10 protein-coding genes, 14 tRNA genes, 2 rRNA genes and 2 pseudogenes (1 of these 28 running past the window's edge) are annotated in these 12,969 nt (G+C 47.6%); 20 read left to right on the forward strand and 8 right to left on the reverse strand.

Annotated elements, in window-relative coordinates; genetic code table 11:
• The 16 genes from MHH57_RS04905 to MHH57_RS04980 all read left to right on the forward strand — a co-directional run.
• Nucleotides 1-2,406 (forward strand): 23S ribosomal RNA (locus MHH57_RS04905) (it extends 521 nt beyond the left edge of the window).
• A gap of 150 nt (nucleotides 2,407-2,556) precedes the next feature.
• Nucleotides 2,557-2,673, forward strand: a 5S ribosomal RNA gene (gene rrf, locus MHH57_RS04910).
• 69 nt (nucleotides 2,674-2,742) lie between these two features.
• Nucleotides 2,743-2,818, forward strand: a tRNA-Ala gene (locus MHH57_RS04915).
• 4 nt (nucleotides 2,819-2,822) lie between these two features.
• Nucleotides 2,823-2,898 (forward strand) — tRNA-Asn (locus tag MHH57_RS04920).
• Between the two features lie 3 nt (nucleotides 2,899-2,901).
• Nucleotides 2,902-2,993, forward strand: a tRNA-Ser gene (locus MHH57_RS04925).
• 17 nt (nucleotides 2,994-3,010) lie between these two features.
• Nucleotides 3,011-3,082, forward strand: a tRNA-Glu gene (locus MHH57_RS04930).
• Nucleotides 3,083-3,091: 9 nt separating this feature from the next.
• Nucleotides 3,092-3,167, forward strand: a tRNA-Val gene (locus tag MHH57_RS04935).
• 26 nt (nucleotides 3,168-3,193) lie between these two features.
• Nucleotides 3,194-3,267: transfer RNA gene (locus MHH57_RS04940), tRNA-Met, on the forward strand.
• A 27-nt stretch (nucleotides 3,268-3,294) separates the two neighbouring features.
• Nucleotides 3,295-3,371, forward strand: a tRNA-Asp gene (locus tag MHH57_RS04945).
• A 13-nt stretch (nucleotides 3,372-3,384) separates the two neighbouring features.
• Nucleotides 3,385-3,460 (forward strand) — tRNA-Thr (locus tag MHH57_RS04950).
• A gap of 4 nt (nucleotides 3,461-3,464) precedes the next feature.
• Nucleotides 3,465-3,550: transfer RNA gene (locus MHH57_RS04955), tRNA-Tyr, on the forward strand.
• Between the two features lie 7 nt (nucleotides 3,551-3,557).
• Nucleotides 3,558-3,633, forward strand: a tRNA-Lys gene (locus MHH57_RS04960).
• A gap of 11 nt (nucleotides 3,634-3,644) precedes the next feature.
• Nucleotides 3,645-3,725: transfer RNA gene (locus MHH57_RS04965), tRNA-Leu, on the forward strand.
• A gap of 11 nt (nucleotides 3,726-3,736) precedes the next feature.
• Nucleotides 3,737-3,811, forward strand: a tRNA-Gly gene (locus MHH57_RS04970).
• Between the two features lie 7 nt (nucleotides 3,812-3,818).
• Nucleotides 3,819-3,895: transfer RNA gene (locus MHH57_RS04975), tRNA-Arg, on the forward strand.
• 12 nt (nucleotides 3,896-3,907) lie between these two features.
• Nucleotides 3,908-3,987: transfer RNA gene (locus MHH57_RS04980), tRNA-Leu, on the forward strand.
• A 264-nt stretch (nucleotides 3,988-4,251) separates the two neighbouring features.
• On the opposite strand, the gene MHH57_RS04985 is transcribed toward MHH57_RS04980, so the two are convergent.
• A complete protein-coding gene (locus MHH57_RS04985; RefSeq protein ID WP_209950076.1) occupies nucleotides 4,252-4,401 on the reverse strand; it encodes a hypothetical protein in 150 nt (49 codons plus the stop codon).
• Nucleotides 4,402-4,694: 293 nt separating this feature from the next.
• Between MHH57_RS04985 and MHH57_RS04990 the strand changes: the two genes are divergently transcribed.
• Complete coding sequence (locus tag MHH57_RS04990; RefSeq protein ID WP_231109524.1) at nucleotides 4,695-4,958, forward strand: hypothetical protein; 264 nt, start codon at nucleotides 4,695-4,697, stop codon at nucleotides 4,956-4,958.
• A gap of 194 nt (nucleotides 4,959-5,152) precedes the next feature.
• Here MHH57_RS04990 and MHH57_RS04995 read toward each other — a convergent pair whose 3' ends face one another.
• The 4 genes and pseudogenes from MHH57_RS04995 to MHH57_RS05010 all read right to left on the reverse strand — a co-directional run bounded on the left by MHH57_RS04995 (nucleotide 5,153) and on the right by MHH57_RS05010 (nucleotide 6,350).
• Nucleotides 5,153-5,329: a hypothetical protein gene (locus MHH57_RS04995; protein ID WP_196765492.1), complete on the reverse strand. Its 177-nt coding sequence runs from the start codon at nucleotides 5,327-5,329 to the stop codon at nucleotides 5,153-5,155.
• A gap of 290 nt (nucleotides 5,330-5,619) precedes the next feature.
• A pseudogene (locus tag MHH57_RS05000) lies at nucleotides 5,620-5,852 on the reverse strand (IS110 family transposase); the annotation flags it as partial.
• A 38-nt stretch (nucleotides 5,853-5,890) separates the two neighbouring features.
• Nucleotides 5,891-6,040 (reverse strand): hypothetical protein, encoded by a 150-nt coding sequence (locus MHH57_RS05005; RefSeq protein WP_342434889.1) that lies wholly within the window; start codon nucleotides 6,038-6,040, stop codon nucleotides 5,891-5,893.
• A gap of 1 nt (nucleotide 6,041) precedes the next feature.
• Nucleotides 6,042-6,350, reverse strand: coding sequence for a hypothetical protein (locus MHH57_RS05010; protein WP_342434890.1), 309 nt, complete (start codon nucleotides 6,348-6,350; stop codon nucleotides 6,042-6,044).
• Nucleotides 6,351-6,773: 423 nt separating this feature from the next.
• Here MHH57_RS05010 and MHH57_RS05015 point away from each other — a divergent pair, with 423 nt between their 5' ends.
• On the forward strand, nucleotides 6,774-7,238 hold the full coding sequence (locus MHH57_RS05015) for a phage tail protein (RefSeq protein ID WP_342434891.1): 465 nt from the start codon (nucleotides 6,774-6,776) through the stop codon (nucleotides 7,236-7,238).
• Nucleotides 7,239-7,692: 454 nt separating this feature from the next.
• Here MHH57_RS05015 and MHH57_RS05020 read toward each other — a convergent pair whose 3' ends face one another.
• Together MHH57_RS05020 and MHH57_RS05025 are read right to left on the reverse strand one after the other, a co-directional pair.
• On the reverse strand, nucleotides 7,693-8,523 hold the full coding sequence (locus tag MHH57_RS05020) for an SDR family oxidoreductase (protein WP_209950072.1): 831 nt from the start codon (nucleotides 8,521-8,523) through the stop codon (nucleotides 7,693-7,695).
• A 46-nt stretch (nucleotides 8,524-8,569) separates the two neighbouring features.
• Nucleotides 8,570-9,322 carry an SDR family oxidoreductase gene (locus MHH57_RS05025; RefSeq protein WP_342434892.1) on the reverse strand — a complete coding sequence of 251 codons (753 nt, stop codon included), beginning with the start codon at nucleotides 9,320-9,322 and terminating at the stop codon, nucleotides 8,570-8,572.
• A 167-nt stretch (nucleotides 9,323-9,489) separates the two neighbouring features.
• Here MHH57_RS05025 and MHH57_RS05030 point away from each other — a divergent pair, with 167 nt between their 5' ends.
• Nucleotides 9,490-10,146 carry a TetR/AcrR family transcriptional regulator gene (locus MHH57_RS05030; protein ID WP_342434893.1) on the forward strand — a complete coding sequence of 219 codons (657 nt, stop codon included), beginning with the start codon at nucleotides 9,490-9,492 and terminating at the stop codon, nucleotides 10,144-10,146.
• Nucleotides 10,147-10,740: 594 nt separating this feature from the next.
• Entirely contained in the window at nucleotides 10,741-11,799 is a 1,059-nt protein-coding gene (locus MHH57_RS05035; protein ID WP_342434894.1) for a collagen-like protein, read from the forward strand.
• 245 nt (nucleotides 11,800-12,044) lie between these two features.
• Here MHH57_RS05035 and MHH57_RS05040 read toward each other — a convergent pair.
• Nucleotides 12,045-12,895: pseudogene (locus MHH57_RS05040) on the reverse strand (aldo/keto reductase).
• Between the last annotated feature and the right edge of the window lie 74 nt (nucleotides 12,896-12,969).

Raw genomic sequence — 12,969 nt, forward strand, 5'->3', positions numbered from 1 at the left:
GTGAAAAGCACCCCGGAAGGGGAGTGAAATAGATCCTGAAACCGTGTGCTTACAAGAAGTCAGAGCCCGATCTATGGGTGATGGCGTGCCTTTTGTAGAATGAACCGGCGAGTTACGTTCCCGTGCAAGGTTAAGGTGAAGAGCTGAAGCCGCAGCGAAAGCGAGTCTGAATAGGGCGAATGAGTACGTGGACGTAGACCCGAAACCGGGTGATCTACCCCTGTCCAGGGTGAAGGTGCGGTAACACGCACTGGAGGCCCGAACCCACGCATGTTGAAAAATGCGGGGATGAGGTGGGGGTAGCGGAGAAATTCCAATCGAACCCGGAGATAGCTGGTTCTCCCCGAAATAGCTTTAGGGCTAGCCTCGGAAAGAAGAATCGTGGAGGTAGAGCACTGATTGGGTGCGGGGCCCGCAAGGGTTACCAAGCTCAGTCAAACTCCGAATGCCATAGATTTAGTTCCGGGAGTCAGACAGTGAGTGCTAAGATCCATTGTCGAAAGGGAAACAGCCCAGACCATCAGCTAAGGTCCCCAAGTGTGTGTTAAGTGGGAAAGGATGTGGAGTTGCACAGACAACCAGGATGTTGGCTTAGAAGCAGCCACCATTGAAAGAGTGCGTAATAGCTCACTGGTCGAGTGACTCTGCGCCGAAAATGTAACGGGGCTAAACACACCACCGAAGCTATGGCTTGATGCTTGCATCAGGGGTAGGGGAGCGTTGAATGCGGGTTGAAGGTGTACCGTAAGGAGCGCTGGACTGCATTCAAGTGAGAATGCCGGTATGAGTAACGAAAAGATCTGTGAGAATCAGATCCGCCGAAAGCCTAAGGGTTCCTGAGGAAGGTTCGTCCGCTCAGGGTAAGTCGGGACCTAAGGCGAGGCCGATAGGCGTAGTCGAAGGACAACAGGTCGAAATTCCTGTACCACCGTAATCCGTTATGAGCAATGGGGTGACGCAGTAGGGTAGTGACGCGGACTGATGGATGTCCGTCTAAGCAGTGAGGCTGGTGTGTAGGCAAATCCGCACATCGTAAGGCTGGGCTGTGATGGGGAGCGAAAATTGTAGTAGCGAAGGTCATGATCTCAGACTGCCAAGAAAAGCCTCTAGCCAGGAGAAGGTGCCCGTACCGCAAACCGACACAGGTAGGCGAGAAGAGAATTCTAAGGCGCGCGGAAGAACTCTCGTTAAGGAACTCGGCAAAATGACCCCGTAACTTCGGGAGAAGGGGTGCCTCGGTAGGGTGAATAGCCCGAGGGGGCCGCAGTGAAAAGGCCCAAGCGACTGTTTAGCAAAAACACAGGTCTGTGCGAAGCCGCAAGGCGAAGTATACGGGCTGACGCCTGCCCGGTGCTGGAAGGTTAAGGGGAGTGGTAAGCCCTTCGGGGCGAAGCTATGAACCGAAGCCCCAGTAAACGGCGGCCGTAACTATAACGGTCCTAAGGTAGCGAAATTCCTTGTCAGGTAAATTCTGACCCGCACGAATGGCGTAACGACTTGGGCGCTGTCTCAACGAGAGATCCGGTGAAATTTTAATACCTGTGAAGATGCAGGTTACCCGCGACAAGACGGAAAGACCCCATGGAGCTTTACTGCAGCTTGATATTGAATTTGGGTACGATCTGTACAGGATAGGTGGGAGCCGTAGAACTTTGAGCGCCAGCTTGAAGGGAGGCATCCTTGGGATACCACCCTGATCGTATCTAGGTTCTAACTTGGTACCGTGAACCGGTGCGAGGACAGTGTCAGGTGGGCAGTTTGACTGGGGCGGTCGCCTCCTAAAGAGTAACGGAGGCGCCCCAAGGTTCCCTCAGAATGGTTGGAAATCATTCGAAGAGTGCAAAGGCAGAAGGGAGCTTGACTGCGAGACCTACAAGTCGAGCAGGGACGAAAGTCGGGCTTAGTGATCCGGTGGTACCGCATGGAAGGGCCATCGCTCAACGGATAAAAGCTACCCTGGGGATAACAGGCTTATCTCCCCCAAGAGTCCACATCGACGGGGAGGTTTGGCACCTCGATGTCGGCTCATCGCATCCTGGGGCTGAAGTAGGTCCCAAGGGTTGGGCTGTTCGCCCATTAAAGCGGTACGCGAGCTGGGTTCAGAACGTCGTGAGACAGTTCGGTCCCTATCTGTCGTGGGCGTAGGAAATTTGAGAGGAGCTGTCCTTAGTACGAGAGGACCGGGATGGACGTACCGCTGGTGTACCAGTTGTTCCGCCAGGAGCACCGCTGGGTAGCTATGTACGGAAGGGATAAGCGCTGAAAGCATCTAAGCGTGAAGCCCCCCTCAAGATGAGATTTCCCAGTATGTAAGACCCCTTGAAGACGACGAGGTAGATAGGTTGGGGGTGGAAGTGCAGTAATGCATGGAGCTGACCAATACTAATCGGTCGAGGGCTTATCCTAAGATAAGACGCAATGAGTTTCGGATCCAGTTTTCAGGGTGTAACCTTGAAGGTATGTACAAGTGACATACAACAAGCGCATGGCTATTCATTCACACGATAAGTGATGAACTGAATAGCCGTACGGAAGAATTTGCGTAGCAAATTCATGTTTGGTGGCGATAGCGGAGGGGTTCCACACGTACCCATCCCGAACACGACCGTTAAGCCCTCCAGCGCCGATGGTACTTGGACCGCAGGGTCCTGGGAGAGTAGGACGTCGCCAAGCAACCCCACAATGGGGATTTTTTTCGCCTATCAGGCTATTGATTATACATACAAAATTGATTTTTTAGATGGGGCTATAGCTCAGCTGGGAGAGCGCCTGCCTTGCACGCAGGAGCTCAGGGGTTCGATCCCCCTTGGCTCCACCAATATTCCCTGATAGCTCAGTTGGTAGAGCACTCGACTGTTAATCGAGTTGTCACAGGTTCGAGTCCTGTTCGGGGAGCCATGTGGAGAGGTGTCCGAGTTGGCCGAAGGAGCACGATTGGAAATCGTGTAGGCGCCAAAAGCGTCTCGAGGGTTCGAATCCCTCTCTCTCCGCCAGAATTATTTTATTGCATGGCCCGTTGGTCAAGGGGTTAAGACACCTCCCTTTCACGGAGGTAACAGGGGTTCGAATCCCCTACGGGTCATAGTAATTCGGAGGCTTAGCTCAGCTGGGAGAGCATCTGCCTTACAAGCAGAGGGTCGGGGGTTCGAGCCCCTCAGCCTCCACCATTTGAAAAATAAATAATTATTACTGTCGCGGGGTGGAGCAGTTCGGTAGCTCGTCGGGCTCATAACCCGAAGGTCGCAGGTTCAAATCCTGCCTCCGCAATTACTTTCAACTAAGAGAGTTGCCTCTGGAACCGTGGTGTAGAGGCCCAACATGCCTGCCTGTCACGCAGGAGATCGCGGGTTCGAATCCCGTCGGTTCCGCCATTTAACTTAATATGCCGGTGTAGCTCAACTGGTAGAGCAACTGACTTGTAATCAGTAGGTTGGGGGTTCAAGTCCTCTCGCCGGCACCATTTTGGAGGATTAGCGAAGTGGCCAAACGCATCAGACTGTAAATCTGCTCCCTTACGGGTTCGGTGGTTCGAATCCATCATCCTCCACCAGTTTTACGAGCCATTAGCTCAGTTGGTAGAGCACCTGACTTTTAATCAGGGTGTCGAAGGTTCGAGTCCTTCATGGCTCACCATTGTATTACATGCGCGTGTGGCGGAATTGGCAGACGCACTAGACTTAGGATCTAGCGTCTTTGACGTGGGGGTTCAAGTCCCTCCACGCGCATCTTGTTTTTTGCGGACGTGGCTCAGCGGTAGAGCATCGCCTTGCCAAGGCGAGGGTCGCGGGTTCGATTCCCGTCGTCCGCTCCATTTATTAGTCCCCTTAGCTCAGCTGGATAGAGCGTTTGACTACGAATCAAAAGGTCGGGAGTTCGAATCTCTCAGGGGACGCCATTAACTTCATAAGCCGGTGTGGCGGAATTGGCAGACGCGCGCGACTCAAAATCGTGAGGGAAACCGTGGAGGTTCGAGTCCTCTCACCGGCATCTATTTCGGATGTAGCTCAATGGTAAAACTCAGCCTTCTAAGCTGGTAGCGTGGGTCCGATTCCCATTACCCGCTTTATATATATGAAAAAGGAGAGATGGCTTATTTTTATGCCATCTCTCCTTTTTTACTTTTAAACTGTTTTTATCGACATCACAAGCAGTAGAAACTCCAAGCCAATCTCCTCCATATACTTAAGTTTCAGCTCGTAGTTCAATTCTTGAAGGCAATATCAGCATGCAGACAGAAAATTTCATCGGAAATTACCCCGCCTCCAGCACCCCGCAACCTAACTCTGGTATCGGCGAGAGAAGCAACCGCACCAGATCCAAAACTTCAATCTGCTTACCGTTCAATAGGCTTTGAGCGAAGCGCTGACCGGAGTCTTCTTCGTCTGAGAAGCAACTGGACATGGTGACCATGGATATCACGATGCCAGATATGACAGGTGCACACGAGGCTTTCTATGGATAGGGCGTACAACTAACGAGGAACGATAGTTAAATAACACACAATGTTGAGCAGGCGCTTCAAGTCTGCTCTCTTTTTATTAAACTAAAGGGCAGGATAGTTATAAATATGTTAAAATAAGGGAGAATAAAATCAGAGGTGAGCTAATGTTCAATCCGAAGATCTTCTTCTATTAGTTGTGTCTAAGGTCATGGCTTCAAATGCCAAAATCTAACCCGGCACAACGGGGATGAAGATGTTTACACGGGAAGAGATTCAATTCTGGGAAGATGAGAAACAGCAAAGTCTGGAGATCAATAATAAGCCCAAAGATCCAAGAAAAGAGAAGCTTAAGGATTTCCGTAAAGGAATCAAGAGTGTTCATTACAACAAAGAATGTAAGATAGCAAGAAAAGATGATTATCGTCTGTATAGAACAAAAATGAAACGACTGATGCGTAGTGAAGAATACGAGCTCCTACACAGTTACAAACGAACGAGTGGTTGGATTACTTGGTAAATTAGGTAGCCTTTGAATGAACTCATCCTATTGTTGAAGTGAGTAGCAGTAGGGCAGTTCATGAGGGGCTGCTTTTTTTCATTGAGCTAACGGGCAGTTTAGTTGAACAAGATAAGTGGAGGTTTTATGTTGCATTTGACGCAAACTGTGAAGGAGGAAGCTGGGAAAATGATAGCTAAGTGTAAAGTGTTGAGTTAACTATCCAGCTTGTTTGTTGATGTCTTTAATGTTTGTGCAGCCTCATCGAGATAGATATCTAAATAAGTACCATCAGTAAATTTAATAACCACAGCATTAGTAGTGATGGCGACATCTTCAATCGTCCTACCTTTAAGTTTTTCAGGTATAACTTTGAAATTAGTCGATTCCACATTCATCAAATCCTTTCATTGATTACACATCTTAGTAATCGGTAATAAGTATATAAAACCTATATTAGTCTAACACTTCTCATAATAAAAGTAAAAGATGAATGATAGAAATACTGAACAGTACGAAGATATTGTGTAATAAAAGAAAGCGTGCTTATTCAACTAACGAGGAACGTTAGTTAAATAAAGAACAGCGGTAGTCTAGGACTTTCTCCTTTTTCAGTCCAAGGATGCCGCTATTACTATATTCAATTCAGTCTAATACTATATTTTTATCAGACACCGGCTTTCAGAACGGCATCAGAGGTGGGGAACTCCAATAAGGTTTTCAACGACACCGCAGAATGAAGATCTCCGATAAACACCCTTGTATTCAGGAGACATCTGATCCAATGCGGCTTGGAACTGCAGTTTAATTTGAATATATAGACCGGTAAACGCGTCATGCTGTCGCGATAAGTTTCGGAGATTCAAGCAACTGAACGCCCCTTGTTTTATAATGATCAAAGTCTTCTTTGTAGAAATAAAATCATCTTCGGTTGATTACTCCTCGGGTAAAAGTTATGAACGGTTGACCTTGGCTTCAAAACGCTTTTCCAGCTCGTCCCAGTTGGGTGTAGGGACCCGGGTCTGTTCCTTCCAAAGGTGAAACACGCAGCTCAAAGCTACGATTTCCCCTACGGATCCGTCAACCAGTCGGCTGATCGGCATCCTATGATAAATTTTCGTAAAAAGGCGCATCAACGCCGATCGTTTGCGGATTAGTGATGCTTGCGCGGCCGGCGTTAGCGGATATTGTAAGGCCTCTAACCACGCGAAAGCCTTCGTCCATAGCGGCGATCATCTGCCGCAACAACTTGTCGTCCCCGGCGGTTTTTTTCATTTGACGCTCGTGTATAACCGTTACAAAGTTTAGCGCAATGATAGGCACGATATAATTCTTCAACCGTGCATCTATATTTTCATGATAGATAGGTATCGTACTTATTTGGTTTACATATGCGGGTACGCCCCCTTCCATGCAGAGGGTCTTTCCCAAACAAACATGGCCTAACGGCTACCATCATGAATGGAAATGTCTTGGCTTGTGAATCTGAACCTCCTTAATGGAGGTTCAGGGCACAGGCCGAGAGTTTTTTGTTAGGACATACTCTGAGTCCTTAATTTCCCGACCTCGAGGAACTATAGGCAGCATCGTATTATCTCGCTGGTCGAATATTTAAAGCGGTGTTTGTGAATACCAGTCTATGTGAACACTATTTAACAAACTAACAAATTCGCCATTCAAATCTTCTCTTGAATCAATTTTGGTATACTATGTGGTAGATAAAAGAATTAATTTGAAGTCTGGCTATAAGTGTGTTTCTACAAACTTGAGGAATGAATTTGATTTTGGTGAAATGCGGAAGCTGTTAGGGCGTAAAGAGAGAAGAGGAGGAATGAAATGTCGTATCTCGTTGATTTTAAAGATGTATCTACGGTTGGTTTAGAGTCATCACCTGTAGCAGAAGCGCTTGCTGGTTTACGTGCTAATGAGGCCCGTTATTTTATGAACAAATACAAGCATGAGTTTACGGTTGTACCAGCTAGCGAAAGCCAGGAGAGCCTTGAATATGTGAACCAAATTTTGATAGAAGAACGTGATATTGCATTTGCGGCTAAACCTTTAGAAACGTCGCGTTTTCAAGTGGAAAATATCCAATTTACCTACGTTTTTTATGAGGATGGTCTTGCAATCAATGTCATGTATACGGTGGATGACCCTAAGAAGCGGGCCGTTGGTTTTAAGCTTTCTGAGGGGATGGAGGTACCAAAGGAGCTAGAAGGGAAGTTTAAGTTTGCTAGGCAGAAGTCTAAACTAGCTGGAACAATTCGGGGTTCGTTTTTTGTAATTAAAGGACAATATTAAAGTAAGCAAAAGCGCAAATGGAGGAAACCAGCCCCTTATTCTCTTTGCAAAAAAGTGAAATTAAAGAAAGGGCTATCCCGCAAAAGGATGGCCCTTTTTTGAAAGAATGATGAAAAGCTACCGCTTATCGTATGATTATCAAACAGGAAGATCGCGGGTAGTCTCTGATAAGGAGACTATTTTTTTTGAGAACTTGCCCCTTCAGCCAACGCGGTGAACCATGCCATAAGTGAAGATGAAAAATTCTTGTGGGAAGTGAGCTAACAATACGATTAGCCAGAATAGTTTGATGCGAATGAAGATAACAACACTTAGTGTGGTATGCACTCGTGTTGATCTCGTTTTAATATCCAAACTTCTATTTCATACATGTTGTTGTTAGTCCATGTCTTGCTTCGCTTTTCTCAAGTGCTTTATTAAGCGGCCCATGATCGATTCTCGATCTCGTCTCCAATCAGTTGTTGAAGTAGTGAGACTGTTCGAGGTCGTGGATCAGTGCAGGTTGCACAGGCCGCCATCCCAGAAGTTCCTGAGTTGCAACGCTTGATCTCGGGATATCGAGCGCTGCAAGTGTGCTGAGGAAGCCGAAGTGGGTATCTGCTTCTTCACGTGAAATGCTGACAACAGGCACGTTCAGGTGTTTACCGATAACACTTGCGATGTCGCGAAATGGCACGCCTTCATCTGCGACCCCATTTAGTCGTGAACCGGCGGGTGCCTTTTCTAACGCAAGGCGGTATAGATGTGCGGCGTCAAGGCGGTGCACAGCCGGCCAGCGGTTGGTCCCCTCTTCTACATAGGCTGAGAAGCCCTTCGTTTTGGCGATGTTGATCAGTCCCGGCACAAATCCTGTGTCACCCTCACCGTGTACCGAAGGACAAAGCTCTACGATCGATGTCCGCACTCCGCGCTCAGCCAGCAATAACATTACGTTTTCTGCTGCCACTCCATTGGCGTGCGTGGTGATCACGAACGGCTTCCCGGACCCTTCCAGCGCCGCCCCCATCGCTTCGACGGCGTGCAGATCTGCTGTGAGTGTCCTGGCGAAGTTCGAGAAGTCGTGATTGAATGCCAGATGAATAATGCCATCCGCAGCAGCCGCGCCACTACGAAGGCTGTCGAGATCGTCAATGTCACCGCGGTGCACTTCGGCCCCGGCCTCTTTTAGTTTCGCAGCGCTATTGTCTGAGCGCACAAGACCGACGACCTGATGACCCGCATCAATGAGTTTACGGACGACAGCGGAACCGATGTAACCTGTCGCTCCTGTTACGAAAACACGCATCATGAAATCCCCCTTAGGCTACTAACCATTGTTGTATAAATTATAATTACCACGCGATGGGTCCATCCTCATCTGAGAACGTTCCTGTTGGACCGTCCGCACCAATCATCGCAAGCCGGACCGCTTCACGCGCCCCTTGTTCAACACTACGAGTGCCAGCAAAATTATTGAGCGCAGTCGATGTAAAACCTGGACAGGCCGTATTGACCTTGATGTTTGTCGATTCAAGCGCAAAGGCAAAGGCAAGTGTCACCGCATGAACAGCCGATTTTGATGCCGAATAGGCCCCAAACATCGCACGATGTGAGTTTTCCGGAATGGAGTTCCAGCTAAGGGAGCCGCCGGTGCTGCCCATGTTGACGATGCGTGCTGCCGGAGCCTCACGTAAAAGTGGCAACATGGCTTGGGTGACAGCAATGACACCAAAAACATTAGTTTCATAAACCGAACGAATGTCTTCGAGCGAAGCAACGGTCAAAAGACCGCTCGTCGCGCCACTGCTCGGAAACGGATCGTCCGGTTTACCTGCGTGTGATATGCCCGCATTGTTCACAAGTACATCGAGATGACCAAATTCGTTCCGAATACGCTCTGCTGCAGCAACAATGGAGTCCTGATCGGTAACGTCGAGCTGGAGAGCGTGCGCATCCGAACCGATGCTTTTGGAGGCAGTTTCTCCATTCTCGAGGCTGCGTGATCCAACGAGCACGGTGAAGCCGTGTTCCGCTAGATCCTTCGCAATCTGTAAACCTATTCCTTTATTGGCACCGGTGATCAAGGCTATGGGTTTGTCCTGCATGGTCGTAATCTCCTTTTTGGTATGGGGCACCATCTATATATTTCCCGTTGGATGTGGGATAATGATATTAAATCACACAAAAACGAAACTGTAAAGTTCCGGAACTAATGAGTTTCTTAATATATATTTTAAAAGGAGCTAAGTTTATGAGTAAAATAAAAAAGGAAATGTCTGAGAGGGGCGAATTATCTGAGGTTGTGGCAGAAAAGCCTGCGCAAACATTGGGACGCAAGAGAGATCACACGCGGGATGATAAAATCCTTGAGGCGGCAATCGCCATCCTCGCCGATACGAGTTTCGATGGTATGACAATGGACATGGTCGCGGCTCGAGCAAAGGCTGGGAAGGCGACGGTTTACCGCCGCTGGTCTTCCAAGGCGGAGTTAGTCCGAGACGCCTTGGCCTGGATGAATCGAAATCATCTTGAGCTCGAAAGCTTGCCTGATACAGGAACCTTGCGCGAAGATCTCCTCGTGCTTTTGAAGCCGCAATCGATCGCGGAAGAAGAACGCAAATTTCGAGTCCTAGCGGGCCTAGGCTCCTTTTTGCAGCATCCGGAATTTGCCGAAGCAGGAACAGCCGGAATTTTCGAGCCATGGGTTGTTGTAAACCGCGAGCTTATGAACCGAGCCGTCGTCCGCGGTGAAATTCCTGCTCACGCGGACATTGAGATGGCTTGCCAGGTCATTACTTCAATGGCTTCTTTTCGTGGACTCATCCAGCGCAAACCGTTCGACAAGTCTTTCTTCACAGCGCTAATCGATGGTATTCTACTGCCTGCACTCAAAAACCCGCGAACAGCTCCAAATATCATGGACCGATGATGACCAGGCGCTTACCAGAAGAATCTACAAGGTGGATCAATGATGTGAGCAGGATTGGTTTCAGGATAGTGAGCCTAGGAGAAAAATATTACGGAGTCGAACGCTTTGTTGTATTATCACAGAAATGATTCAATTAACGGGAACGATACTTGAATTTAGAACAGGGAGCACACTGCCACTGTGAGGTACAAAAAAAGAACTAAATGTGATTTTGGTTGACGCAGTGAAGGACGATTTAAATTATGTAATTATACTGAAAGAGTGGTGTGGTTTGTGGTATAACATCACCCTACTTAACACCCAATATTCTAAAAATGGATTTTAGTCTAGAGAATAACCGGCTATTCGTCCATGCCTAAAATAAACAACTCGCGTACACTGAACCATATTTATAGGGAGGTGTCGTTGTTGAGTTGTCCGGATAAAAAAAAACGTGCAAAAAGAAAACCACAAATGTTTGCCATCCAAAAGAAAAGAAAAAAGAAACTGTTGAGTTTTCTGGATAAAAAAAAATCGTGCAAAAAGAAAACCGCAATTGTTTGCCATCCAAAAGGGAAAAAAAAGAAACGACGTCTTCTAGTTATTAAAAAAATAGTGCGGGTACCGTGTCCCCCACCTAAAGGTCAGCAATTACTTCAAGGACTTGCGGGAGCAATTGCAGAAGCTGGACCTCAAGGACTTGTAGGAGCACTTGGCCCCCAAGGATTGGCAGGGCTTGCAGGAGCGATAGGCGCACTTGGTCCCGAAGGACTTGCAGGAGCACTTGGCCCCCAAGGATTGGCAGGGCTCGCAGGAGCGATAGGCGCACTTGGTCCCGAAGGACTTGCAGGAGCACTTGGCCCCCAAGGATTGGCAGGGCTTGCAGGAGCGATAGGCGCACTTGGCCCCGAGGGACTTGCAGGAGCACTTGGCCCCCAAGGATTGGCAGGGATTGCAGGAGCACTTGGGGCGCTTGGTCCCCAAGGACTTGCAGGAGCACTTGGTCCCCAAGGACTTGCAGGGATTGCAGGAGCGATAGGCGCACTTGGCCCCGAAGGACTTGCAGGAGCACTTGGCCCACAGGGACTTGCAGGGATTGCAGGAGCAATTGGTGCAGCTGGATTGGCAGGACCAACAGGAGCAACAGGACCAGCAGGACCAGCAGGACCAGCAGGAGCAGTAGGACCAGCGGGACCAGTAGGAGCAGCAGGAGCAACAGGTCCAGCGGGACCCGCAGGGCCGGCAGGTGGAGTATTAGGCTTTGCAGATTTCTTTGCCTTGATGCCTCCTGATAATGCAGCAACTGTTGCTCCCGATACAGACGTAAGTTTTCCGCAAGATGGTCCAATCAGTGGGACTGCAATTACCCGTATAAATGCGAGCTCTTTTAACTTGGCTACAATTGGCACTTATCAGGTTTTGTTTCAGGTAGGTGTAAACGAACCGGGTCAACTCATTTTAACACTCAACGGCGCTGATCTGGCTTATACGGTGGTCGGGCGTGCAACAGGTACTTCTCAAATAGTAGGAATGGCTCTTGTGCAAACAACGGTCATTAATTCAGTACTCACAGTGCGAAATCCTGCTGGCAATGCCGCGGCACTCACGATCACTCCACTAGCTGGAGGAACAAGACCAGTTTCCGCGCACCTTGTTATTACGCAGGTTGCATAGAGGGAAATAAATGCAGTATTTTTCGATAATAATGCCAATATCAACGATAGATCAATAAACACGAGGAGACGGCAGACGATAAAGTGGCTGTCGTCTTCTCAACTAACGAGCAGATTAGCTTAATAAATACATTGATACCGCAAACGAAAAAGAGGAGTAGATATCCTTAGGGCATCTACTCCATACTTTTAATTGTTGGTTCTTTTGGCGTAATCAAAACCTACGGGTGATCTTTTAAAAGATGGTTAGATATCGAGTTTACGGGTACCGATCCATTTCACCATGTCAGGATCGCGATGTGAAAAGAACAGGCTCTGTTTCGTATCTAACGTAGTAATCGACTCCATATCCTCCTGGCTTAACTTAAAGTCAAAGATATAGAAGTTTTCGATAATTCTTTCTTTACGAACAGACTTTGGAATCACAACAACTTCTCTTTGTGTCAACCAGCGTAAAACCACCTGAGCAACGGATTTATTATACTTTTCAGCTATGGATACCAATATTTCATTCTGGAACAAGTTATTTTTCCCTTCAGCAAAAGGCGCCCAGGATTCGATCTGAACATTATTCTCTTTCATGAATTTTGCATTTTCAATTTGCTGGTTGAATGGGTGCGTTTCAACCTGATTCACGGCAGGAATTACTTCATTATGAATAATCAAATCGATCAGGCGATCCTCATGGAAGTTACTAACGCCGATTGCACGGACCTTTCCTTCACGATACAATTCCTCCATAGCGCGCCAAGAACCAAACACATCTCCATATGGCTGGTGAATTAAATACAAATCCAAATAATTCAATTGCAATCTATCCAGTGATTTTTCAAATGCCTTTTTTGTACGCTCATAACCCGTATCCTGAACCCAAAGTTTCGTAGTGATCAATAACTCCTCTCTTGTCACGCCACTACGTTTGATCGCTCTGCCAACTGCTTCTTCATTTAAATAAGAGGCAGCGGTATCTATCAGCCGATAGCCTGCCATAATAGCGTCATAAACGCTTTGTCACATTCATTTGCATCTTGGATCTGATAAACACCAAAACCGAGTACAGGCATCTCAACCCCATTGTTCAAAGTTACTTTTTGCATATAAAATCCTCCAGTATTTTTAATTATTATGTGTAAATCAACTACAATTCATATTCATAACAGACACCCACTTC

The organism is Paenibacillus sp. FSL H7-0442 (assembly GCF_038593105.1).
Lineage (GTDB): Bacteria > Bacillota > Bacilli > Paenibacillales > Paenibacillaceae > Paenibacillus > Paenibacillus polymyxa_D.